This is a genomic window from Streptomyces sp. NPDC004838 (assembly GCF_053600955.1).
The window spans coordinates 51,049-75,159 of record NZ_JBSGAW010000037.1; the positions used below are offsets into that span (position 1 = coordinate 51,049).

The 24,111-nt window shown below is 70.7% G+C and carries 16 protein-coding genes; 7 read left to right on the forward strand and 9 right to left on the reverse strand.

From position 1 onward, the window contains the following. Positions 1–57: 57 nt before the first annotated feature. From ACWEFL_RS31950 to ACWEFL_RS31960, 3 genes are read right to left on the reverse strand one after another with little or no spacing between them, the layout of a single operon-like run. The gene (locus ACWEFL_RS31950) at positions 58–417 is read right to left on the reverse strand and encodes a DUF742 domain-containing protein (RefSeq protein WP_451719420.1); all 360 of its coding nucleotides are present in this window, start codon (positions 415–417) and stop codon (positions 58–60) included. Continuing rightward, a complete protein-coding gene (locus tag ACWEFL_RS31955) occupies positions 414–860 on the reverse strand; it encodes a roadblock/LC7 domain-containing protein (protein WP_451719423.1) in 447 nt (148 codons plus the stop codon). Before ACWEFL_RS31955 ends, ACWEFL_RS31950 begins: the two co-directional genes overlap by 4 nt. Then, positions 857–3,124: an ATP-binding protein gene (locus ACWEFL_RS31960; protein ID WP_451719426.1), complete on the reverse strand. Its 2,268-nt coding sequence runs from the start codon at positions 3,122–3,124 to the stop codon at positions 857–859. The genes ACWEFL_RS31955 and ACWEFL_RS31960 overlap by 4 nt, the downstream gene beginning before the upstream one ends. Before the next feature lie 497 nt (positions 3,125–3,621). Between ACWEFL_RS31960 and ACWEFL_RS31965 the strand changes: the two genes are divergently transcribed. The 3 genes from ACWEFL_RS31965 to ACWEFL_RS31975 are packed head-to-tail and all read left to right on the forward strand — an operon-like array spanning position 3,622 to position 7,011. Next, positions 3,622–4,716, forward strand: a complete 1,095-nt coding sequence (locus ACWEFL_RS31965) for a GNAT family N-acetyltransferase (protein ID WP_451719428.1) — start codon at positions 3,622–3,624, stop codon at positions 4,714–4,716. Between the two features lie 49 nt (positions 4,717–4,765). Next, positions 4,766–6,196 carry a glycosyltransferase gene (locus tag ACWEFL_RS31970; protein WP_451719431.1) on the forward strand — a complete coding sequence of 477 codons (1,431 nt, stop codon included), beginning with the start codon at positions 4,766–4,768 and terminating at the stop codon, positions 6,194–6,196. Then, on the forward strand, positions 6,193–7,011 hold the full coding sequence (locus ACWEFL_RS31975; protein ID WP_451719433.1) for a polysaccharide deacetylase family protein: 819 nt from the start codon (positions 6,193–6,195) through the stop codon (positions 7,009–7,011). The genes ACWEFL_RS31970 and ACWEFL_RS31975 overlap by 4 nt, the downstream gene beginning before the upstream one ends. A gap of 244 nt (positions 7,012–7,255) precedes the next feature. Here ACWEFL_RS31975 and ACWEFL_RS31980 read toward each other — a convergent pair whose 3' ends face one another. From ACWEFL_RS31980 to ACWEFL_RS32005, 6 genes are all read right to left on the reverse strand, one after another. Next, a complete protein-coding gene (locus tag ACWEFL_RS31980) occupies positions 7,256–8,350 on the reverse strand; it encodes a glycoside hydrolase family 26 protein (RefSeq protein WP_451719435.1) in 1,095 nt (364 codons plus the stop codon). 6 nt (positions 8,351–8,356) lie between these two features. Continuing rightward, positions 8,357–8,752: a hypothetical protein gene (locus ACWEFL_RS31985; protein WP_451719438.1), complete on the reverse strand. Its 396-nt coding sequence runs from the start codon at positions 8,750–8,752 to the stop codon at positions 8,357–8,359. A 161-nt stretch (positions 8,753–8,913) separates the two neighbouring features. Then, on the reverse strand, positions 8,914–11,190 hold the full coding sequence (locus ACWEFL_RS31990; protein WP_451719440.1) for a glycosyltransferase: 2,277 nt from the start codon (positions 11,188–11,190) through the stop codon (positions 8,914–8,916). A 116-nt stretch (positions 11,191–11,306) separates the two neighbouring features. Next, the gene (locus tag ACWEFL_RS31995) at positions 11,307–13,571 is read right to left on the reverse strand and encodes a lipopolysaccharide biosynthesis protein (RefSeq protein WP_451719443.1); all 2,265 of its coding nucleotides are present in this window, start codon (positions 13,569–13,571) and stop codon (positions 11,307–11,309) included. Then, on the reverse strand, positions 13,564–15,198 hold the full coding sequence (locus ACWEFL_RS32000; RefSeq protein WP_451719446.1) for a DegT/DnrJ/EryC1/StrS family aminotransferase: 1,635 nt from the start codon (positions 15,196–15,198) through the stop codon (positions 13,564–13,566). Before ACWEFL_RS32000 ends, ACWEFL_RS31995 begins: the two co-directional genes overlap by 8 nt. A 121-nt stretch (positions 15,199–15,319) precedes the next feature. After that, positions 15,320–16,444, reverse strand: coding sequence for a SigB/SigF/SigG family RNA polymerase sigma factor (locus ACWEFL_RS32005; protein ID WP_451719449.1), 1,125 nt, complete (start codon positions 16,442–16,444; stop codon positions 15,320–15,322). A 404-nt stretch (positions 16,445–16,848) separates the two neighbouring features. On the opposite strand from ACWEFL_RS32005, the gene ACWEFL_RS32010 reads away from it, so the two are divergent. The 4 genes from ACWEFL_RS32010 to ACWEFL_RS32025 all read left to right on the forward strand — a co-directional run bounded on the left by ACWEFL_RS32010 (position 16,849) and on the right by ACWEFL_RS32025 (position 24,038). Continuing rightward, entirely contained in the window at positions 16,849–17,217 is a 369-nt protein-coding gene (locus ACWEFL_RS32010) for an STAS domain-containing protein (RefSeq protein ID WP_451719451.1), read from the forward strand. Between the two features lie 424 nt (positions 17,218–17,641). Further along, complete coding sequence (locus ACWEFL_RS32015) at positions 17,642–18,178, forward strand: ATP-binding protein (RefSeq protein WP_451719483.1); 537 nt, start codon at positions 17,642–17,644, stop codon at positions 18,176–18,178. Positions 18,179–18,726: 548 nt separating this feature from the next. Next, positions 18,727–20,304 carry a VCBS repeat-containing protein gene (locus tag ACWEFL_RS32020; protein ID WP_451719454.1) on the forward strand — a complete coding sequence of 526 codons (1,578 nt, stop codon included), beginning with the start codon at positions 18,727–18,729 and terminating at the stop codon, positions 20,302–20,304. Positions 20,305–20,366: 62 nt separating this feature from the next. Continuing rightward, the gene (locus ACWEFL_RS32025; RefSeq protein WP_451719456.1) at positions 20,367–24,038 is read left to right on the forward strand and encodes a LamG-like jellyroll fold domain-containing protein; all 3,672 of its coding nucleotides are present in this window, start codon (positions 20,367–20,369) and stop codon (positions 24,036–24,038) included. The last annotated feature ends 73 nt before the right edge of the window (positions 24,039–24,111 follow it).

Consider the following 24,111-nt stretch of genomic DNA (forward strand, 5'->3'; position numbering starts at 1 on the left):
GTGCCGGGGCCCTGTGGGGGGAGAGCGCCCGGTTGTCCCGACGCCCTTTCCAGGGCGTCAGAGACGGCTTTCGAGGCCATGGAGAACCTTTCTCAGCATGGTCACATCGGCACGATCGGCCGGTGGGATGGGGGGACGTATCACGATCAGACCCCAATGGACGAGGTCCGACAGCAATACCTGCACCACCGAGGGCGGCTGGCCGAGATGGGCGGCCACCTCGGCGACCGAAAGCAGACCCTGACAGTGCTTCAGGATCATGTGGTGCTCCGGCTGGAGGGACGCGGGAAAAGCGGCGTCCGTGGCCATCACCAGGGTCTCCCAGGAGAGCGGCTCGCCGCCGCTCTCCGAGCGGCCCCCGGTGATCACATACGGCCGTACGGCGGACGTGGTCCGTTCCTCCGGACGGTCCGTCATGACGAATCGGTGACCGGATCCCTCGGCTGGCTGCCCAGGTGTGCTCCGATCTTGGCCACCAGGAGCTGCATCTGCTGGGCGACCAGACCGACGTCCGCGTCGGTGCCGGTGGCGACGCCGAGATGCGCGCCCACACCGGCGTGGGTGAAGAGCACGAAGCCGTGCTCGGACTCCAGCATCAGCTGGCGTACCCCCGCGCCCGAGCCGAACAGGAGCGCGGCGGTGGAGCGCCCCGTCATGTTCATCGCGGCGCAGGCGGCGGAGAGCGACTCGGCCTCGGCGAGGCTGAGCGCGGAGACCGGCCCGGTGAGCTTCTCGGCCGAGGCGTGGCCGAGCCGCAGGCCGTCCTCGGACACGACGACGGCATGCCGTACGCCGGGGATCTCGGTGAGGGGTCGGAGCATCCAGCCCAGGTCGGGAAGTCTCGTTATGGTCCCGGTCACGGCCGGCCTCCATGGTGCGCGTCGGGTGCTGTCGGGGGGGTGGGCTCATTCTCCGCGACCGTGGCGCGCCCTCGGCGTGAACCGGACACCACGCTGGCGATCGACGCCCGCGCGGCCTCCGGGGTCCAGGCCGGCTGGTCGGGAAGGGGCGGTGCGAGCGGTCTCGGCGGCTGCGGCTGGAGCGCCTGCTGGGCCGCGGCCTCCACGGCCGCGCCGCGCCGGCTGCGCCTGCGGGGCAGCGCGTCACGGGTGTCGGGCCGGTCCTGCGCCGTCGCCTGGTGGGCGGCGGTGGGGTGCTGGGCCGCGCTCTGCCTCTGCGAGGCGGAGGAGGAGGCGGAAAAAGTGGCGGGCGCGGTGTCTCGCCGGGCGCCGCCCTGGTAACCGGTGCCGCCGTGTTCGGCGTTCGGCAGCGCGCCGAACTGTCCGGCGTGTTCTCCGCCGAGCTGTGTGCGGTGCCGTGCGCCCGGTTGTCCGCCGGCCGCCTGGTAGGCGGGGCCGTACGGCGCGGGGGTGTGCGCGTCGGCATCGTACGCCCCCGTCGTCCCGTACGCCCCATCCGTAGCGGCGGCTCCCGTCGTTCCCGTCGTTCCGGTCGGTCCCGTCGTACGCGCCGACCACCTCGCCCCCGGCAGGCCCGCCCGCCGGTGCCATCCGGAGTCGTGCCATCCGGAGTCGTGCGATCCGGTGTCGTGTGACGAGGCGTCATGCGTTCCGGAGCCGTGCGTTCCGGGGCCGTGCGACCCGGTGTCATGTGACCCGGTGTCATGCGACGAGGTTCCCTCCGGCGGCGCTCCCCGCAGGGGCGTCCGCCGCGGCTGGGTTCCCCGCGTTCCGGCGTCGTGTCCGCTGCTCCGGTAGCCGCCCGGCGTACGAGAACGGGCGCTCCGCGCGCCGGCCTCGAACACGTCCGGGTCCGCGTCCGTGGCGCGCACCGCCGAAGCGCGCGGACCCTCGCCGCGACGGCCGTCGCCGTGACGGCCTTCGTCGTACGGACCGGCGGCGGGCGGGCCGGGCGGGCCGGAGGCGTACGGATCCGTGTACTGGCCCGGTGACGACGGGCCGGCGGAGTGACCGCCCTGCTGCGAACGGGTCCAGTCGTGGCCCGTCGGGGACACCCGCTGCCGGGGCACGCTGCTGCCGGAATCGTCGGCGGAGAAGTGCGACAGCGGCTCGGTCAGCAGCCGGTACGGCACGAAGGTCACCGCGCGCGTGCCCCCGTAGGCCGACGCGCCGGTCAGCTCCACGCTGAAGCCCAGCTCACGGGTCCACCGTCCGACACAGGCGAGCCCCAGACGCGGCACCGCGCCCAGGTTCGCCAGGTCCAGCTCGTCCCGCAGACGGGCCGTGGCCTGCTGCATCACGTCCGGCGGCATCCCGAGGCCCGCGTCGTCGATCTCCACGACCGCGCCCGCGCCCACCTCGCGGATGGTGACCACCACCTGGGTGCGGGAGGGGGAGAAGACCGTCGCGTTCTCCAGCAGCTCGGCGACGGCGTGCATCAGGCCCTCGACCGCCGGCGGCACCACGTACAGCGTCTGGCCGCCGTGGATCTCGACGCGGGTGAACTCCACGATCCGGGACTGGGCCCCGCGTACGCAGTCGTACAGCGAGACCGGGCGGGTCTCGCGACGGGCCGGCCAGATGCCGCACATGACCAGCAGGGTCTGCGCCTTGCGGGTCATCTGGGCCGCCGCGTGGTCGGCCTTCATCACCTCGGCCATCAGCCGGGGGTCCTCGATGGTCTGCTCGACCCGGTCGAGCACCTGCTGCTGGACGGTGGCCATCGCGTGCATATTGCGGGCGACGGACTCGAAGGCGGCCTGCACCGAGTCGCGCAGGGCGCGCTCACGGCGTACCGCGTCGTCCGAGCCGAGCGCCTCCACCACCGCGCCCAGCGAGCGGGCGAACTCCTCGCCCAGGTCCGCGGGCGTCGACAGCGGGCCGGGGACGTCGTCCAGCCGCCGTCCGGTCCGCAGCCGCTCGCCGATCGCGGGCACCCGTACGGACGCGAGATGGGTCACTTCCGCGTCCCGCGCCTCGGCGGTCCGCAGTTCGGACGCGTAGCGGGCGCCTTGGGCGCGCCCCAGCCTGGCCAGCAGAAGCAGCCAGGACAGCGCCAGCACTGCGACGGCCGCGCACACGCCCGTCAGGATCTGCCGCCAGTCGGCGGGGGTGTACCGGCTCGCCGCCGCGCCCGCGGCGGCGACGGCCACCAGGGTCGCCAGGGGCCACCAGAGCGGGGCCCGATCGCGTCTGCGGCTCATCACGCGGGGCCCGGCGCCAAGCGCCACCCGAGGGGCTCCGACGGCTTCGACAGGGCGGGGACCTGCGACGATTCCGGCCCGCTCGCTATGAAGCGTTTGAGAATCAGGTCACTGCAATCCACGACTTTGTAGACCAGAATCACTGCAGACAGAGCCCTTCCAGGACACGTCGTACACCCGCAGGGGGACGGGAGCAAACAGAATCCTACGATCAACCGGGCCTGTTCGAATATCAGTTGGCCAACTCAGGTCAAGATTGGACGTTACGTCCCATCCATAACTGCAGCATCACGCGTAACGTGTTTCCCAAGGTTTCACAGGTCCGTCACAGGATGACCAGGGCTCCTATCCTGTTGGGTATACAGCCCGGTACCGTCCTGTCCCGGGGGAATGCGCGTGGGAGTGGGAAGGGCCGGGGGGTTCGGAAATTGAGCAGCGTACTGAAGAGCGGCGCGCGAAATCAGGGTGCGCAAAACCGCGGCACCACCATTCGCGGCTTGCGTATTCGGGTCGTAAAACCCGCTGACCTGGGAGAATCGGAGCTCGACACCTGGCGTCGGCTGCGCGCCGAGGCCGCCGTGTCCAGCAGTCCGTTCATGGAGCCGGAGTTCACGGTCGCGGTGGGCCGGGTCAGTCAGGCCGCCAGGGTCGCCGTCCTGGAGAAGGACGGCGAGACCGGCGAGACCGGCGAGATCGTCGGGTTCTTTCCGTACGAACGCGGTCCGCTCGGCCTGGGCCGGGCCATCGGCTTCGGCGTCTCCGACTGCCAGGGCGCGGTCATCCGGCCCGACGTGCGGATCACCGCACGCGAGCTGATGCGGGCCTGCTCCCTGTCCACCTGGGAGTACGACAACCTCGAAGCGGGCCAGGAACGATTCGCCTCCGCCGCGGAGGAGCGCTTCGACGCCCCCACGGCCGACATAAGCGAGGGCTTCCCGGCGTACGAGCAGGCGCTGCGGGCCCGGTCGCCCAAGTTCCTCAAGTCCACCCTCGCCAAGGAGCGCAGGCTTGGCCGCCGGGAGGGCGAGGTCCGGTTCGTCTTCGACGAGCGCGACCCCGCACTGCTCCGCACCCTCATGGGCTGGAAGTCCGCGCAGTACCGAAGAACCGGCCGTCGCGACCGGTTCGCCAAGGGGTGGATCAACACCCTGGTGAACCTGCTCCACGACACCCGGACACCCGGCTGCTCCGGGGTGCTCTCCGTGCTGTACGTGGGTGACCGGCCCATCGCCGCCCACTTCGGGCTGCGCTCGCAGTCCGTCCTGTGCTGCTGGTTCCCCGCGTACGACACCGATTTCGCCAAGTACTCGCCCGGACTCATCCTTCATCTGCGCATGCTGGAGGCCGCCGCGGCCGAAGGCATCGCCACCTTCGACTTCGGCCGGGGGGACGCCGTCTACAAGGACGCCTTCAGGACCGGTGAGCTGGAGGTCTCCGAGGGATTCCTGGCCCGGCCCGGTCCGGGAGCGGCACTTCACTGGGCCTCCCGCGAGCCCGTCCGGCGCGCTCATGGATTCGTACGCGAACGGCCCCGGCTGGCTCGTTTCGCACAGCAGACGCTGAACCGGCTGGGCAAACTGCGCGGCGAGTGACGCCGCCCCAGCACGCGTGGCCGCGAGCCCATTCGAAACAAGGAACCCGATGAACCCCCAACCACCGAAGCCGGCCCCGATCCACGTCGCCCAGCTCGATCTGGCGGGCCCCGAGGGCGAGGTCCTCTCCTTCGGCCCCGCGCTCGGCACGGGCCCGGCGATCACCGGCGGCGACGTCTACGCCCTGGTCCGCCTGAACGGGAGGCCCGTCGCCACGGTCGTCTCCCACGTTCCTCCGGGCAAGAACCCGGCCGACGCGGTGGCCGCCGACGCCCGCGCCCTGCTCGCCGGGAACGGGATTCCCGACCCCCAGGAGCCGGCGCCGGGCGGCCCGCCCAGTACCACCGTCGTCGTCGCCACGCGTGAACGCGCCGACCAGCTCGCCCGCGCGCTCGACTCGCTGCTCGCCCAGGACCACCCCGACTACACGATCGTCGTCGTCGACAACGCGCCCGTGACGAGCGCCACCGAGGACCTGATCGAGAACAAGTACGCGAGCCGGGGGGTGCGCTATGTGCGCGAGGCCGTGCCGGGGCTCGCGATCGCGCACAACCGGGGCGTCGCCGTCGCCGACGGCGAGGTCATCGCCTTCACGGACGACGACGTGATCGTCGACCCGCACTGGCTGACCGCGCTCACCACGCCCTTCGCAGCCGACCCCGGACTCGGCTGCTCCACCGGCCTGATCCTGCCCGCGAGGCTCGGCACCCCCGCGCAGATCCTGCTGGAGAGCCACGGCGGCTTCGCCAAGGGCTTCGCGTCCCGCACCTACGACCCGGCGGACCCGCCCGCCGACGAACCGCTGTTCCCGTTCACCGCGGGCAGCTTCGGCTCCGGCGCGAACATGGCGTTCCGCGCGTCCGCCCTGCGGCGAGCGGGCGGATTCGACCCCGCCACCGGCACCGGCACCCCCGCCAAGGGCGGCGACGACCTGTACGCCTTCGTCAGCGTCCTCGCCGCGGGCCACCGGCTGCGCTACAGCCCCGAGGCCCTCGTCTGGCACCACCACCGCGAGACCTGGCAGGACCTCAAGAACCAGGCGTACGGATACGGCGCGGGCCTCACCGCGTATCTGACCGCCCTGCTGGTACGCCACCCGGCCCTGCTCCCCGCCCTGCTGCGCAAACTGCCCCGCGGCCTCGCGCACGCGCGGACGATCACCGCCCACCGGGACTCCGGCTCCGCCGCCGTCCCCGGCGCGCACGGCGCGCAGGACTATCCGTGGCCCCGCCATCTCTCCCGGCTGGAGCGGCGCGGCATGCTGGCCGGGCCCATCGGGTACGTGAAGGCGCGCCGCAAGGTCCGTGGCGTACGGGTGCCGTGGGACCCGCGGGAATCGCAGCACGAGCGGCATGAGCAGCACGAGCAGCGTGAGCCGATCGCGCAGAACGCGCGGGACGCGCACGGAACGCAGAACGCGCAGGGAGCGACGCGGGACGCGCGGGACACGCGCGGATCCCGTGGCGAGGAGGAGCGATGACAGAGCGCGGCGGGACGACGACCGCATCCACCATCCCCGTACTGCTCTACCACAGCATCGTGGACGATCCGCCCGCGTGGATCGCCGAGTTCACGGTCACGCCCAAGGACTTCCTGAGCCAGCTCGACGCCATCATCGGCAGCGGACGGGTCCCGGTCACGATCAGCACGCTCATCGCCCATTTCACCGACGGCGCCCCGCTGCCGGACCGGCCCGTGCTCATCACCTTCGACGACGGGTTCGCCGATCTGCCGGGGCCGACCGCCCAGGCCCTCGCCGAGCGCGCCATCGTCTCGACCGCGTACCTCACCACCGGGGCCATCACACCGGGCCGGCGCAGTCTGCTGCCGCCCGCGCCGATGATGACGCTCTCCGAGGTCCCCTCGCTGGAACAGCAGGGCATGGAGATCGGCACGCACACCATCACCCACGCTCAGCTGGACACCCTCGGGGCGGCCGCGCTCCGCCGGGAACTGCGCGAACCCAAGGACGTGCTGGAGGATCTGCTCGGCCACGAGGTGGCGCACCTCGCCTATCCGCACGGCTACAACAGCAGGGGCGTGCGCAAGGCCGCGCTCCGCGAGGGCTACGCGTCGGCGGTCGCGGTACGCCACGCGCTCAGTTCGCAGACCGACGAGACGTACCGGATCGCCCGGCTCATCGTCCGCCGGACGCATACGGTGGCGGATGTCGAGGGGTGGATGGAGGGGCGGGGCGCGCGGATCGCGCCGTACCCCGACTCGCTTCCGACCGTCGGATGGCGGTGGTACCGGCGCGCTCGCGCGGCGGTCAAGGGCCCGAACTTCGCGGGCTGAGCCTCCGAGCGGGCCGGGCCTCGCTGTCCGCGTCACCCGGCTTTCACGCGGCCTTCGCGGGTCGCTCCCTCCGGCGTCGCCACGCGCCTCCCGCGCCGGTTACGTGCCGGCGCGGGACCGGACCTGGCGCGGGACCGGCACGAGTCCCACCGGCGCGAAGGTGACGGGCCCGGCGGTCCGGCCCGGCCGCCATCACCGCCGCCGTCACCCCCGTCGGCTCACCGCCGCCGTCACCCTCGTCGGCTCACCACGGCGTGCGCTGGTTGAAGTACGGATCCGACGCCACCTTCTTCAGGCTCTTCCACGACTCGTCGCGCGCGAGCGAGAGATCGCAGTTCGGCCCCGGGTCGCGCCAGTTCCACTGGAGCGCGGCGTGTACTCCGTCCAACTCCTTCACCACACGCGGCACTTCCTTGTACCAGTCGGCCTGTGCGGAAGGCTTCGACGGGTCGTCGGCCGTACCGAACTCAGAGAGCATCAGCGGTTTGTCGTCGGAGATGTTCTGGCGGATCCACTGGTGCACACCGGTCTGGGTCTCCTCGAAGGTCTCCCAGCCGGTGTTGTGGCAGCGGAAGTAGTTGTAGCGGTTGTAGGCGATCCAGTCGACGTACGCGTCACCCGGGTACAGCTTCGGGAACAGCTCGTTGTTGCCGGGGTACGCGGTGATCGTCCAGGTCCAGATCACATTGGTCACACCGAGTTCACGGAACCGGTCGTGGATGTGCCGGTAGGCGGCGACGAATTCGGCCGGCGTCCCCTCGTCGGGGACCCGGGTGTCCATCTCCAGATCGAAGGAGAGGAAGACCGGCTTTCCGTACTCCTTGATTCTCTTCGCCTGGACGTCGATCACGGTCCGATCGAGGGCGCCGGAGGAGATCTGGGGCCAGCGCGGCTGCTGCTCGGGCGTGCCACCCCACCACTTGCTCTCCCAGGACAGCAGGAGCATCCGGTCCTCTCCGACCTTCCGCTCCTGCTCCGTGAGCAGTTGTCCCTCCAGGCCGTCCGTGGACATGTCGTGGTACGTGTACACGATGTCCAGCTTGCGGCCGATCCGTTCCTCGTAGGCGAGGACCTTCTCCTCCAGATTGGGCTTCTCGTGCCGGACGTACGCGCCGAACCAGGCACCGCACGGCGGCACCAGCAGATCCGTCACCCGGCACTCGGGGTCGTCGCGTCTCGACTCGTCGGACGGGGAACCCCGCTCCAGCACGACCGCACCGATGAGCAGTGCGCCGACGAGGAGCCCGGACAGGGCCCACAGTCTGCGCGGCGTTCGAGGTGAGCCGGGACGGTGCCGAAGACCAGGCGTCCCGGAGTCGGGACGTCGGGGTTCCCTCACAGATGTTCAGCCTTTCTGGGGTTCGGTACTACCGGGTGGTGCCGGAGCACGCTGGGAACGGTGCTTTCCGGCCGCGAGCGGGGGACAGCAGGCCGCCGCCGTCGTCAGCGCGGTGAGCAGGGCCAGCAGCCCGATTCCGCTGAAGATCTCGGCGGTCAGCATCGCCGTCGCGATCAGGACGGTGATGCTGATACTCAGGAAGACCGCGAGCATCACCTGCTCGATGCGGGCGGAGTCGCGCCGGAACCCGGTGTCCCAGCTCTCCACCGGCCCCACCGCGTGGTGGCGGCTCAGACGGGGGTAGCACAGACGCAGCACGGCCGTGCCGGGACCGGCGAGCAGGAACAGCACGACCGGGACGACCCGCGGGAACGCGCCCTCCGGCAGGAGGCTCGCACCCATGGCGACCAAGCCCGCGACCGGCGGTCCCAGCCGGACGGCGAGCACCCGCCGGGACCGCGCCGGCGGTGGCGTCTCCCCCTGGGCCCCGGCGGGCCCGCCCCCGGACCCGCCCCCGGGCCGGATCTCGTCCGTCCGGGCCTGACGCTTTTGCGAACGGGATCTCATGAGGTCCTCCCAGCGGAGCTCTTCAGCCGGTAGACGACGCCCGCGCTGTTGGCGGCCACCTTCTCGAAGAGCGGCGACGCGGCGACGCTCTTCTCGATGCTCTGCATCTGGGCTCCCGTGAGCAGGCCGTTCATCTCGGAGTTGGCCACCTGGGCGCGGGTGTAGAGGAAGTACGCCTCACCCGGCGGCGCGACGGCCGACATGTCGCTGGCGAGGGTCCTGGCCGGGTCCTTCACGATCTGATCGACATGGACCTTCGAGTCGTCCAGGAACCAGTAGTGGTCGACGTCCCAGTACCTGTCGTAGGCGGCCGGGTAGTTGCGGTGCGGGGCGACGACGAGCGAACCGGCGGGCACCTTCCGCAGGAGGTCCTTGACGAGCCGGACCTCGTCGGGCGGGAAGTAGCTGAGCCGGTCCTTGCCCGAGTAGCTGGGGACGAACAGCGCGGTCAGCGTCATCAGCACCACCAGGGGCACGACGCTGTACCACAGGCCCGCGGCCGGACGCGGCTTCCCCGTTCCCGAGGGATCGGCGGCCAGCGGCTTCGCCGCCGGAAGCAGCGCCGACGCGGCGAAGAAGCTGACGAAGGGCAGCATGAACATCAGCACCCGGAAGATCATTTCGCTTCCGTAGCCGTTGGCCACGGCCATCAGCGGTGGCACCCCGGCGAGCAGCAGCAGCGGCCGGGCGCGGTACCGGAGCAGCTTTCCACCGCGGACGACCCCGACGGCGGCGAGAAGCACCACGAGCGCCGACAGGGCACGGGCGGACCACGAGGCGAACAGCGCCCCGGTGCCGGTCGGCGTGGCACCGTAACCGCGTTCCAGGTTCCCGCCCACGTCGCCGAACGATCTGATCATGTCGGGCACGGCCTCTTTGAGGAACGGCAGCGACGCGGTCAGGTTCCAGGCGAGGAACACCAGCAGCAGGGTGATCAGCAGGGTCCAGTCGCGGTAGCGCCGCATCAGGCACAGGGCGGCGAGGCTCACCGCCAGCATCACCGGGGTGAGCTGGTGCGACACGACGATCGCGGCGATCAGCGGGACGAGCAGCGCCGTCCACACCAACTGGCGGGAGCGCCGGCCCGGGGTCGGCCGCTCGGCGTGCCGCAGCGCGACCGCGATGACACCGAGGTACAGGGCGAACGCCAGCGACTGCGGCGAGAAGTAGTCCTGGCCCACCCAGTTCGCGACGTAGAAGATCCACACGGCCGTCCAGATCAGCCGCCGGTCCTGGGTGAAGGTACGGAAGATCAGCAGCAGCGGACCGAGCAGGAGCAGGCTGGAGAGCAGCGGCCACCAGGCCATGAACGCCAGCGCGTTCTCCAAGCCGGTGAGCCTGACCACTCCCGCCTGCGCGGCGAAGAAGCCGGGCCACTGGTCGTACACGGCCATGTCGCCCAGTTCGGCGCCGCGCTGGAGACGGCCCGCGTCGATCAGGTGCTCGATGACGGCGTCGTGCTTCCAGGACCAGGCGTACAGCGGGGTGGGGTAGACGACGGCCTGGGTGGCGCGCTCCATCACCAGCAGACCGGCGGTGTACGCGAACGGCCACCAGTTGCTGCGCCGGGGATCGCGTACGCAGAACCAGAAACCGGTCGTCAGCACCGCCAGGCCGAGCCAGAACACGATGGGGAGTTCGGCGAAGAGACCGAAGTCGCCCAGATCCGAGACGTCGGTGATCGCGACCGCGACGGCCCAGAGCACCAGTGCGGCGGCCAGCGGCGCCGCCAGCAGCAGGAACGCCTTCCGGCGCTGCGGCTCAGCCGCCGCGGCGCGTATCCGCGCGACGGAGAGTGCCATGGTCTGCTCGGGGTTCGTGCCGTCTCCGGCCGTCCCCTCGGGCTTCCCCGTCCCCGTTTCCGTCCCTTTGCCCTTGCGGGTTCCCTCGCCCTTGCGCGTTCCCTTTCCCGGTCCCTTTTCCGGTCCCTTTCCCTTTCCGGTTGGGGTTCCGGTTCCGGTTTCGGTCGCGGACGTCGCGTCGGTGGGTGAGCCGTCGGCGGGTGAGCCCAGGGCAGCGGCCGAGGCGCGTATCCGCGCGACGGAGAGTGCCATGGTCTGCTCGGGGTTCGTGCCGTCCTCGGCCGTCCCCTCGGGCTTCTCCGTCTCCTTCTCCGTCCCCCTGCCTTTGCGCGTCCCCTTCGCCGGTCCCTTTCCGCTCCCCGCTCCGGACGCCGCGTCGGCGGTGGCCGAACCGGCGGGTGAGCCCGAGCCCGGGGTGGTCGCCATGGCGCGCAGACCGGAGACGGAGAGGCCCATCGTGGGCTCGTCCACGGCACCCTGCGCGCCGTGGACCTCTCCTTCCTGCCCGGAGTCCCGGTCAGGCCGTCTCGGTGGCACGGGTCTCCCGGATTCGGTGACTGGTCGTCGCACGCTTCACCTCAGGTAGCTCAGTTCTTGGACGGCGTCGAACGCGCCGTACGTATCCAGGTCAGTGCCAGCGCCACAGCGGTGAGCACCAACTGAAGCGGCAGCGCGTAGGGAGCGATGTGCCGCTGGAAGGCCCAGCCGCACACCACGAGCACCCACAGTGCCCCCCAGCGCGCCACGACGGGAAGTCCCGCGATCCGCGCGATGGACAGGGCCGCCGCCAGGGCGAGCAGTTGGCAGACGGTCGGCAGCCACCGCAACAGCGGTTCCGGGCTGTCCAGCCCCGCGGCGGCTCCCAAGAAGTGTGCCAGCGACTCGTACCACGCCCCGTCGACGGGCTCCGGTTCCCAGCCGAGCGCGGCCGGAGCGGTGTGCAGCGCCGCGAAGGTGAGCAGGATCCCCGCGCTCAGCAGCCCCGAACGGGGGCGCAGCAACGACATCGCGGCGCTCTGCACCAAGATGAGGAGCACGACGGCGGTGACGGAGACCGGCGGCAGCGCCTTCAGCAGTTCCTCGCCGGACAGCACATCCACCTGGAGGTCCGGTGCGTTGAGCAGCGGGCCCCAGAACAGGGCCGCCCCGAGCCCGAGCATCAGCCAGAGGGCGAGGGCGATCCGTGACTCGACCGCTTCCGACATCGCTCGCGTGCCGGGCTCGGCCGCGCGCTCGGGCGGCACGAAGACGGGGATGCCGAACGCGGGCGTCGCGGTGTCGTGCCCCGACCAGACATACGCGGCGGTGCCGTACTCCTGCTCCTCGCGCGCCACCCGCTCCCGCCGCTCGGCGGCCTTGCGGGCCCAGTTGGTGCCGTACTCGACCTCCTTCTCGGGGCCGCGCGCCACCAGCCGGGTCCACAGCTTCGACGGCTTCTGCTCCCGGCCCGTCAGCACGGCCATCAGCCCCGGCACGCACACCAGCGCCATCACCGTCATGGACAGCAGCATCGCCCAGCCCGCGCCCGAGATCCCGGTCGGCCCGAACAGCAGCGTCGCGCTGCCCAGCACCAGGACGCACATGCCGCCCTGGACGACGGCGAGCATCCCCGTACGGCCCTGGACGCGCAGCACCCCGATGTACAGCTCGACGGCGACCCTCGGCAGCGCGGCGGCGGCCAGCAGCCGCAGCACGGTGGAGCTGTTGTCGGCGTACGCGGAACCGAAGGGCGCGAGGATCAGCGGCGCGAACACCACCAGCACCAGGACGACGGGCACCAGCAGCAGCGTCATCCGCTTCAGCGCGCCCCGGACGCCCGCCGCCAGGGTCTCGGGGCTGTGGGAGGCGTGCGCGGTCAGCGACGAGGCCATGTTCATGGCCATGAACTCCATCGTGCCGCCGACGGTGTACGCGATGTAGAAGTAGCCGTTGTGCGTGGCGTCGAACTCCACGGCGACCATCACCGGCAGCAGATTGATCATCGCCATCGAGAACAGCGCGCCGAACGAGTCCCCGGCCAGGAACCGTCCGATCTCCTTGAGCCGCGGCGGCTCGCGATCCCGGTCCGCCGCGGCCTGCTGTGGGATCAGCTTGCGGAAGATCAGCCAGGCGAGCGGCACGATCGACACGACCATCGCGAGGGCCCACGAGACGAAGATGCCGAGCACGGGCAGGGCGCTCGCGAACACGGCGAGCAGCAGCAGCTTGCCGACGGAGAACGCCGCGTTCCCGACCGGCACCCAGAACGCTTTGCGGAGCCCGGTCAGCACCCCGTCCTGGAGGGTGAGCAGCGCCCAGGCGATGCACGCGCCCATGAAGCACAGGCCGGGCAGCAGCCCGCCGAGGGGTTCGTACGAAGGCCCCCACAGGTCGAGTGTGAGGAGGAAGACCAGCGAGGCGCAGGCGACGACCACCGAGCTGAACAGATACGTCCGCCACACCAGCGGTCCGGTGGCGCGTCCGGCCCGTGGCACGTACCGCACCACCGCGCCGATCATCGTCGTCGCGGTGATGGAGGCGAGCAGCCGCATCGCCGCGATGGCGGCGGAGCCCTCGCCGACGGCCTCTTTGCTGTAGTAGCGGGCGGCGACGAGCCAGAAACCGAGGCCCAGCGCGGCGGAGACCCCGGTGGAGAGCATCAGGGCATAGGCGTTGCGGAACAACGAGGTGTCGTTGCCGGAATCCTCCGCTCCCTGCTCGCCGTCCCCGAGACCGTCGCCGGGGCCGTCGTCAGGGCTGTCGCCCGGCGGATCCGGCCGGGCGCCGGCCGCCGACTCCGGCAGCCGGCGCAGGCGCGTGGTCTCATCCGACTCGCGCAGTTGCCGCAGCCGGGTGGTTTCGATGTCAGACACTGTTCCCGTCCTGCGGGACCTGAGTCGTCCTCAGCGGCATCGTGTGCTGTTCACCGTGTTCACCGTGGCGGTGGTGCCCGCCCTGGTCCCGGGGCTGGTGACGGCCCTGGTACTGGTTCTGGGCCTGGTGCTGGTTCTGGTTCCGGCCCTGGTTCTGGTTCTGGCCCTGGTGCGGTTGCGGTTGCGGGTTCTGAGCCTGGTCACGGCGGTCCTGTTCCCAGCGGTCCCGTGCCTCGCGCTCCCACGACTCGCGGTCCCGTTCCCCGTGCCCCCACGACTCGCGGTCCTGTCCCGCCTGTCCGGGACGGTTCCCGCCCGCGCCCCCGCCCCTGTCCGTGCGTCCGTCCCGGTCCGTGCTCTCGGCGAACGCCGTCACCTGGATCGTGCGGGACGACCTGCCCGGCTGCCCGGACATTCCCGGCATCCCGGCCGGCCTGTCGCGGTAGAAGGGCGGCGCGGGTCTCACATCGGACTTGTCGAGTACGGCCAGTATTCGGTCCGCCTTCAGCGGATCGGCGGGCAGGGCGTGCCGCCCGAAGTACGCGGCGGCCTCGGGCGCGGGCGAGGGGTCCGTGAAGTAGTCGCCCGCGTAGGCGTCGAGCGGCGGATCGTAGAGATAGCCCGTGATGATCCGGTGACGGGCGAGCAGGGCCCTGGCCGCGTCCCGGTCCTCGACCATCAGCGGCACCTGGAACAGCGGCTGTACGGGCCCCGGCCCCGGTATCGCCCAGCGGGAGGCCAGCAGCTTCACCGTGCCCTCCCGGTACGCTTCGAGCCGGGTGTCGAGCCGGGACAGCAGCCGGTCCAGTCGCTGGAGGCGCACCGCCCCCGGCCGCTCCCGGTAGTCGTGCATGTCCACCCGCACCCAGGAGTCGAAACCGGTGAGGGAGGGCGCGGACGGCAGAGCCTCCCGCAGTTCCTCCGGCCGCAGCGCCATCCGGATGTCCTCCCGCTCCTCCATGCCGAGCCGTTTCATGACGGCGCGTGCCGTGGAGGCGAGCCGCAGGCCGCGTACCGCCGCCTCGGCGTAGGGACGCACTCCGTACATGATCTCAGAGACGAGCCGTCCCGGCAGGAGGAGTTCATCGCGGGCGCGCTCCAGCGGGCGGCGCAGGTTCGGATCGGCGATGGACAGCATGCCGCCGGCCTTGGCTCCCACGTGCTTTCCGAGGCTGAAGCCCGCCGCGTTGCCGAAGGTGCCCACCAGCCGCCCCTCGACCTCGGTGCCGATCGCGTGCGCGCAGTCCTCCAGCAGGGGTATGCCCAGCAGATGGCAGCGCGAGCGCAGTTCGAGCACCGGGTCGGGATTGCCGTACAGATTGGTGGTGAGGACCGCGGTGAGGCCGTGCCATACGCTGTCGGGCACGGCGTCGACGTCGATCGAGCCGTCCTCCGGCCTCAGCGGCGCCATGACCGGGCGCAGTCCCGCGGCGATCGCCACGAAGAAGATGACGTCGTCGTTGACCGGCGACATCAGGATCCGGCCGCCCGGCGGGCACCAGTGGCGCATCGCCACGTACAGCGCGATACGGCCCGACGGCATGTAAAGACATTCTCTGCCCAGACGTTCGCGCATCAGCTCTTCCAGTGCTGTGTACGCGGACGGCCGGCCCTCCCCAAGAGCCATTCGTTCCCCCCACTCCCCAGTGCCCAATGTGGACCAAACCGGACGGTTTCGTCAATGACGAGACAGGGTCCGCCCCGTAACGGAAGGAACCCTGTTCCGGTGGTCCGTCAGCCTCTCGGATTCACTCCTCCAGCGTGAGCCCTTTCCGCAGCCTGATCAGGGTGCGGGCGAGCAGTCGGGACACATGCATCTGGGAGATCCCCAGTTCCTCGCCGATCTCCGACTGCGTCATGTTGGCGACGAAACGGAGGGAGAGGATTTTACGGTCCCGTGGCCTAAGGCTTGCGATCAAGGGCTTCAGGGACTCAACGTACTCGATGCCTTCGAGCCCGTGGTCCTCGTAGCCGATCCGGTCCGAGAGCGTTCCCGAACCGTCGCTTTCGCCGTCCTCATGCTGGGCGTCCAGGGAACTCGCCGTGTACGCGTTGCTCGCGGCCATGCCCTCGACGACCTCGTCCCGGGGGATGCCCAGATGCTCGGCGAGTTCGCCGACCGTGGGCGAGCGGTCGAGGAGCTGGGACAGCTCGTCGCCCGCCTTCACCAGGTCGAGGCGGAGTTCCTGGAGCCTGCGCGGCACCCGGACCGACCAGCTGGTGTCGCGGAAGAAGCGCTTGATCTCGCCGATGATGGTCGGCATCGCGAAGGTGGGGAACTCGACGCCCCTGCTGAGTTCGAAACGGTCGATCGCCTTGATCAGGCCGATGGTGCCGACCTGGATGATGTCCTCCATCGGCTCGCTGCGGGAGCGGAAGCGGGAGGCGGCGAACTTGACCAGCGCGAGATTGAGTTCGACCAGGGTGTTACGGACGTACGCGTGCTCGTGGGTGCCCTCTTCGAGCTGTTCGAGCCGGGCGAAGAGCGTCTTCGACAGGGCGCGCGCGTTCTGCGGCGCCACCTGGTCGAAGGGCGGAACGGGAGGAAGGTCCTCCAAGGGGCCCTGAGCGCGTCCGTACTGACCGCTGTGCGGGGCGTGGGGCCCGGCGGGCGCGGTGTCCTCGGTGCTTTCGGTGGGACTGGCGGGACCGGCGGGACCGGCGAGGCCGGACGCCTCGGTGACCCGAGCGGCGACGGTGGCGACGGCGGTGGTGCGGGCGTCGGTATCAGTGTCGGTGCTCGCTGTGGGGCCGATGGTGACTGTGGGGCCGGTGGTGACGGTGCTGCGGCCGGTGGTGGCGGTGGCGGTGTGGTGTGACGGTGCCGACGGCGCGGTGGCGGCGCTACGCGTTGCGTCGAGCCGGGGTGACATGTCTCCTCCATCGTTCTCGGCATATGGCTGCCGATGCCTGTACCTGGGCTGCGGTGAGCGGCGCCTCCAAAGCCGGTCGCGGTCGGATCTCTCTGGTTTCCTCTACAAGCCCTACCCGCTGCCGCCGGGCCGACGCAAGTGCCAATTGTCTCTGATGTCGGATTTGTTGAGCTGTTCCGGTGGCTCCACGGCGTAGGGAAGGCGTAGTGTTCGAGGGGCATCACGGCTCTCTGGCACGGCTGTACGGCGTTGCTGCCGTGCGGTCACCGGCGTGGCGAACACGCCGACGGCGCGGTGGGCGATGCGACGAACGACACAGCGGCGACACGGCTGACGATGTGGTGAACGTCTGGTGAACCACACCGCGGAAGACGTGGCGAACGACTCGACGAAAAGGGACGGGCATGGACCTCGGGACGGCCGGCAGCGTCAATCAGGGCCGCCTACACGTCGAGGTCCGGGCCGAAGGCCGCAGCGAGGTGTTCCAGCCGGCCGGAGAACTGGATCACCACACCGCCGACCTGCTCCGGTCTCCCCTTGAGAACGCGCTCGCCGCGGGCCGTTCGCGTCTGGTCGTCGACTGCACCCGGCTGGAGTTCTGCGACTCCACCGGTCTCAATGTGCTGCTCTCCGCGCGGCTGAAGGCGGACGCGGCCGGGGGAGGGGTCCATCTGGCGGGGATGCTGCCCGTCGTGGCGAGGGTGCTGGAGATCACCGGGGCGGAGGCGGTCTTCACCGTGCACGACACGGTCGAGGCCGCTCTGACCGGCTGAGCAGCAGACCGGCGGATTCCGCTGGGTTTTCCGATATCGGCGAGGGTGAGTGTTGTCACTGATCCGCCGGGCAGGAGAACCCCACAGGTCCCGTGAAAACCGCCGCCCGTCGGGCACTCTGAGTACGAACACGGTGACATGGACCTGTGAAGCATGGACAGGCGAAGCCGTGGCGAGCCGGTGAACGGTTCGGGCGGGAACGACAGATACAGCAGGCGAACTGGTGATTCGGTGAGGTGAAGCGCTGATGAGCACCACCCGGCCGCAGCCGGGCGACCTCGGTCCCGAGCCGGGCGGCACGGGAGTCGGCGGATCCCCCGCTGCCTCGCAGGCCCCTCCCGCGCACGCGCCCGCGTCGCACAGCCCCACCTCGCACAGCCCCGCCCCCGGTTCGGTGGGCTCCGGACCGGCGGGCCCGGCTCCCGTGTCCGCGAACCTCGCCTCGCACGGTCCCGTACGGACAGGGGCGACGTCCGGAGCGCCGGCCGGATCGGGATCCGAGGCGGCGGCCGGGGCGGGATCGGGAGCGTCGGCCACGGACGGGACCACGCCCGGTCCGGTACGACGCCTCGCCCTGGCCAGCGCCAGCGGCATCGTTCCGCTCGCCCGCGACTTCACCCGCCAGGCGCTCTACGACTGGGGCTGGCTCCCCGCGGCCACCGCCGACCGCAGGGCCGCGGCCGAGGACGTCCTGCTGGTCGTCTCCGAACTGGTCACCAACGCCTGCCTCCACGCCGAGGGCCCCGACGAACTGAAGGTCTCCTGCGACGGCAAGGTGCTGCGCCTGGAGGTCTCCGACCGCGGCGCGGGCCATCCCGCACCCCGCACCCCGCACCGGGCCGGACGGCCCGGCGGACACGGCATGTTCATCGTCCAGCGGCTCTGCCTCGACTGGGGCGTGATCCGCGTGCCGGGCGCACCCGGCAAGACGGTCTGGGCGGAGTTGGCCGCCCCCGCGTAGCGCCCTCTTCTCGTGGCTCGGTTCTCCCCCCGGACTCCGTCCGGGGGGGACCATCACGGGGCGCTGGAGCGTGTGTCGACGGTCGACCGTGCTCGATCCCTCGTACCTCGGGACCTCCGCGCGCTCTCCCTCTCGACACCCGCGCGCCCCTCCAGCTCACCCGCCCTGCTCCGCACGTCACCGGAGCCCGCCCCCCGAGCCAGCCCGATCCGAACGAAAGCCCCCAGCGCCTGACGCGGCTTGCGACCCTCGTACGGGACCCCGCGTACCGAACCGGCCCCCTCCGCCCGGAATCCCGCGCCCCGCACGGCCGCGCCGGAGGCGGTCGCCGGCGCTCGACGTGCATACGTTTTCGGACACGGCAGGACTCCGCTCTGGCCGCCGCCGGAGAGTGGAGCCCGGTGGCCGATCCGGACCACAGCCCAATCCCCGCACTTCTATCGGTCGACCGATCACATGTGAACGAGCTGTGATGAACGCGTGACAGGCGATGCGAAAGTATGTCCGAATCACAATCTTGCCCGGCCGGTGAAGTCTTTGGATGATCCATGCATCGACCAATCGGGGGGTGGGTCAACATCGCTTCCAACGCGGGGAGTTGGCGGAAGGGCATCGCACGCCTGATGGCGGCGGCCGTGCTCGTGACGGCCGCGGGCGTATCCGGTGCCACACCGGCGTCGGCCGCCGGATGCGCGGGCGGAACAGACTCGGACTTCAACGGTGACGGCCTGCGCGACACGGCCATAGCGGACCCCGAGGCAACGGTCTCCGGCATCGGGCGCGCGGGGCTGATCCGCGTGGTGCTCGGCGGCGGCAAGGGCGTCGTCGAGGTCTCGCAGGACATGCCCAATGTCTCCGACGGCGCCGAGGCCGGCGACGGATTCGGGTTCTCCTTCGCGGTCTACGACGCCGACCTCGACGGGTGCAGTGATCTGGCCGTGGGCATTCCGTACGAGGACGTCGGCGTCGAAAAGGACGCCGGTCTGGTGCACCTCATCCACGGCTCGACCCTCGGCATCGGGCAGGGAAGGCCGGACGTGGGGTTCGCGCAGGGGGCCACCCGTCGCCTGGGAGAGGTCGCCGAGCCCGGTGACCTGGTGGGCTACTCGGTCGCCACGACGGTCTCGGGCACCGGAAGGCCCTATCTGATCATCGGCATCCCCGGTGAGGACCTGCCTTCCGGCGCCGACACCGGAATGGTCAACGCCGTCCACTCGGTGCCCGCCGAGGTCACGACCATCACCCAGGACAGCCCCGGGGTCTGGGAGACCGCCGAAGCATACGACCGGTTCGGCTTCTCGGTGGCGGCAGCGGGCAACTGGTTCACCGTCGGCGCACCCGGGGAGTCCATCGACCTGCTGAAGGGCGCGGGAGGCGTCTCGGTCTTCAAGGCGTCGGTCAACGTCGACGGAATCCCCGCTCCCGCCTGGGGATCGGGACAGGCCCGCAACGGCGTCGGCGACAGCACGGCCGAGGCCGGCGACGGTTACGGCACTTCGCTGGCGATGGCTCCCTACCGCCCGTCCACATCGGCCTCGAACACCGACGCACTCATCGCCGTCGGCGTGCCCGGGGAGGATCTGGGCGCGGAGCCCGACGGGGGCGGAGTACAGATCGGCCAGGTAACCGCCCTCAGCGGCGCGGTCTGGCATTCCTGGATCAACCAGGACTCGGCGGACGTCGAAGGCACCGCCGAGGCGGGCGACCGCTTCGGACAGGGCCTGACCGCCGCCAACACCGCGCCGTCGTCGGTCGGTTCCGCGACGACCATGCGCCTGGCCGTGGGAGTACCCGGTGAGGACTCGGAGGACCCCGGCACACCCGGCACGGACATCGGCGGAGTCTCCCTGCTGCCGCTCCTCGGCGCACCCGGAGCAACCGATGTCTGGCTCGAAGCGGGGAACGGCATCCCCGCCGCACCCGCGGACCACCTGCTGGCCGGCCTGAACCTCTTCTCCACCCGCACATCCGTGTACGTGGGACTTCCGTACGCCGCCCCAGGGGACCGCGCGGTCCATTACTACCCGTGGACAACAGGTACCGGTGGTGCCCCGACACAGAGCTGGAAGCCCGGTGAAGGCGGCATCCCGGCCGACAACACCGCTTTCGGCACCACGATCCGGTAGCCCGCCCCGGCCACTCGACGGACATACGCGGCACCAACGAAGAAGAGGCGGGGGACAGCGGAGTGTCGAAGCGGATTCGGTACCGCAGAGCGTGGACGGCGGCGGGCGTCGTAGGTGTGGCGACCGTGCTCCTGGCCACGAGCGGACAGTACGGCGGCGGCGACGGAACAGAGCGCGTACGCAGCGCACAGACGGTCGAGGCGGCACAGGCACGGCTGAAGGCCGCCGTCTCCAACGGCCTGCCGACCGAGGCCGAAGCACAGGACGCCGCAGCGGCGGCCAACGCTCCGGTCGAGGTCACCGGGCTGCGCGAGGAGCGGCGCACGGTCGTGGCCAACGGAGACGGCACCTTCACGGCGCAGGAGTTCCTCGAACCCGTCCGCGCTTTCCGCAACGGCCTGTGGAAACCCATCGACGAGAACCTGGCCAAGTCCTCGGACGGAAGATGGCGGCCCAAGTCCACCACCGTGAACCTGGCGGTATCCGGCGGCGGGGCGGGCCCGTTCGTCAAGCTGGAGAAGGCGGGTCGCGCGTTCGAACTCTCCTGGCCCGGCGGCGCCCTGCCCGCTCCTTCGGTGAACGGTGACACGGCGACGTACGCGGAGGTCATGCCGGGAGTGGACCTCGTGGTACGCGCCGAAGCGGAGGGCTTCGGGCACTTCATCGTCATCAAGACGCCGGCGGCCGCGGCCAACCCCGACATCGCCCGGATCGAGCTGGGGCTGCGCACGGACGCGCTCACCGTACAGACCTCCCCGGAGGGAGACCTGCGGGCGGTCGACGCTCAGTCCGGCGGGGTGGTGTTCGAGGCGGGCGAGCCGGAGATGTGGGACACCCCGCCGACGCCTCAGCCTCCGGCCGGCTCCCGGTCGGCCGTCTCGAACGGCTCTCCGCTGTCCCCGCACCCCGCCGCCACCGTCGCTCCGGTCGGTATGACGGTCGGCGGCAACACCCTCACCCTCGTGCCCGATCCCGGACTGCTGGCGAACCCCGCCGCGTTCCCCGTGGTCATCGACCCGACCGTGACGAGCCCCAGTTCAGCCTGGACCTCGGTGATCAAGGGCATGCCGAACGAGCAGGACTGGAAGTTCACCACTCCGGCGGGCATGGGCAAGTGCCCCACCGACTACAGTGCCGCGTCCTGCCAGGGCATCGACACCCGCCGGTTGATGTACACGGTTCCGCTGACCGCCTACCGCACGAACATGACGATCCTTCAGGCGACCTTCTCGGCCAGGGTCGCCCATATCTACAGCGCCACACCCACGGCCGAGCCGGTGCGGCTGTTCCGGGTCGGCGGCAAGGACTTCGGCGTCTCGTCCGCCAGTAACTGGAGTAACACCAACGCGCTGTGGGACACCTCCCTGGCGACCGTGGACCGGGCGATCTCGCCCACCTCGTGCAGCAGTCCCGCGAATCTGCACTTCGAGTCCGCGGCGACCGGGGCACTGGCGAAGGACGTGCAAGCCGCGGTCACGGGCGGTTGGGCACGTATGACCTTCGGTCTGCGCGCCGCCGACGAGAGCCGGTTCGCCGAGTGGAAACGCATGTGCGGCAACGCCTATCTGTCGGTCACCTACAACCGGCCCCCGGCCACGCTGACGGCCGCCAAGCTGTCCAGCAACCCCGGCGGGGCGTGCAACACCACCGCCACGGGGGTGCGGGTGAGCCGACTGCCCAAGCTGTACGCCCAGCCGACCGACCCGGATCACAGCTCGGCCGAAGCCGAGCCCGTGAAGGTGGAGTACAAGATCTCGTGGACGGACGGGGCCGGCACAGCGCAGACGTACTCCGCGGCGACGGGGATGCTCTCACCGGGGGCGACGTTCCAGCACCAGGTGACAGCGCCCAAGGGGAAGGTGATCCAGGAGAACGCCGTGGTCAACTGGACGGCCCGGGTCAGTGACGGTGTGGTCTGGAGCGGCTGGGGCCCGACCTGTCGCTTCCTGGTCGACAAGAACGTCCCAGGCGCGCCCCTGGTGGACTCGCCGCAGTTCCCGCGAGAGGCCAACGGCGCCGGATTGGGCACCACGGGTTCTTTCACCTTCGCGCCGAACACCGAGGACGGCTTCGACGACGCGGTCGCCAAGTACGTCTACGACTTCGACACCGACAACCTGCCGCCCGCCACCGTCACCCCGGTACAGACCGGAGGCCCGGTGACCGTTCAGTGGACACCGCAACACCGGGGAGGGCACAAGCTGTTCGTCACCTCGTACGACGGTGCCAACAATGCCAGTGAGCAGGTGACGTACTTCTTCACCGCTGTCGAGGGGCAGCCCGCCTCCGGTCAGTGGAGCCTGGCCGACGGCCCCCAGGAGCCCACGGCCCGCGACCAGTCCGGGAACCACCCGGCCGAGATCGGCCCGGGAGTCACCCGCGACACGGCCGGCAACGGAACGCCGGCCGACCGTGTCATGGATCTGAACGGCACCGCCGACGCGTACCTCGCGACCAGGTCTCCGGTCGTCGACACGGACAAGGGCTTCTCGGTCAGCGCCTGGGTCAAGCCGGACACGCTGGACCGTGACATGACGGCCGTCAGCCAGAACGGGAGCGGCGAACCCGGTTTCTCCCTCGGCTACCGTGCGGCCGACAAGACATGGGTGTTCACGCTGCCGACGGGCGATGTCCAGGCGATGGACGCCACGACGCTCGTCGCGACCGGGAACCGCAATTGCGGTGGCACCACGACACAGCCGGTCTGCGCGGGTGAATGGCGCCATATCGCAGGCGTCTACGATCCCGGTGCCGTCAAACCCCTCAAGCTGTACGTCGACGGGGAACTCAAGGCCGAAGTGCTTCAGCCCTACCCATGGCGTGCGCACGGCACCTTCCAGATGGGACGGGTCCGGGCCAAGACCGGCTACCACGGCCACTGGGACGGGCAGCTCGCCGACGTCCGCGCCTACAACCGCGTGACCCCGGCCGGCGAGGTCGCCACGATGGTGGCCGGCAAGCTGGAACGCCTCGGCTACTGGCCCCTCGACACGGTCACCGGGACGTCCTTCCCCGCACTCGGCGGTGGGCAGGCGCTGGTGATGGGCGGCGGTGCCGCGTATGTCCAGGAGACGCCTTTGGACGTCGCCCTCGGTGACACGCTGATGATCACTGAGGACGCGCAGGGCGATCCGGTGGGCGGCGGACGACTGCGGCTCCAGGACAGCGGCTACGCGGCCACCGCGACCGCCCCGCTCTCCGGCACCGGGAGCTTCTCGGTCACCGCACGGGTCCGGCTGTCCAGCAATACGGCCACCAACCGCCAGGCGGTGCTGGCGCTCCCCGGCGACACCACCAACCGGTTCGTGGTCCGCTTCACCGCTTCTCAAGGAGGCATGGCGGGGCACTGGGAACTGGTCGTTCCCCGGGACCCGGGTTCGGACACACCCGCCGCGGTGGCGCGCGGCTACGCGAACGACAGACCACACGAGGCAGCGGGCCAGTTCATCACGGTGACCTACGACGCGCTGACCCAGCGACTGAGTCTGTACGTCGACGGAGCCGCGGCGCAACCGGATCCCGGTCGGCCCCAACCGTTTTCGGGCCATGTGGACGGGGTCGCCATGACCTGGCCCGCCACCGGCGGCCTCCAGATCGGCCGGGCCCGTACCGGTGCCGGCACTTGGGGGGACTTCCTGGCCGGAGACGTGGACGACGTCCGTGTCTACAACGGCGTTCTCGACAAGAGCACGATCGACAAGTTGCACGACAACTACGTCAAACCAGCGCTCTAGCCCCGCACCGGTCGCCGCCGCACCCGTCCGGCGGCGACCGGACCCCGGACTTCCTCGTCCCCTTCCGCGTCTT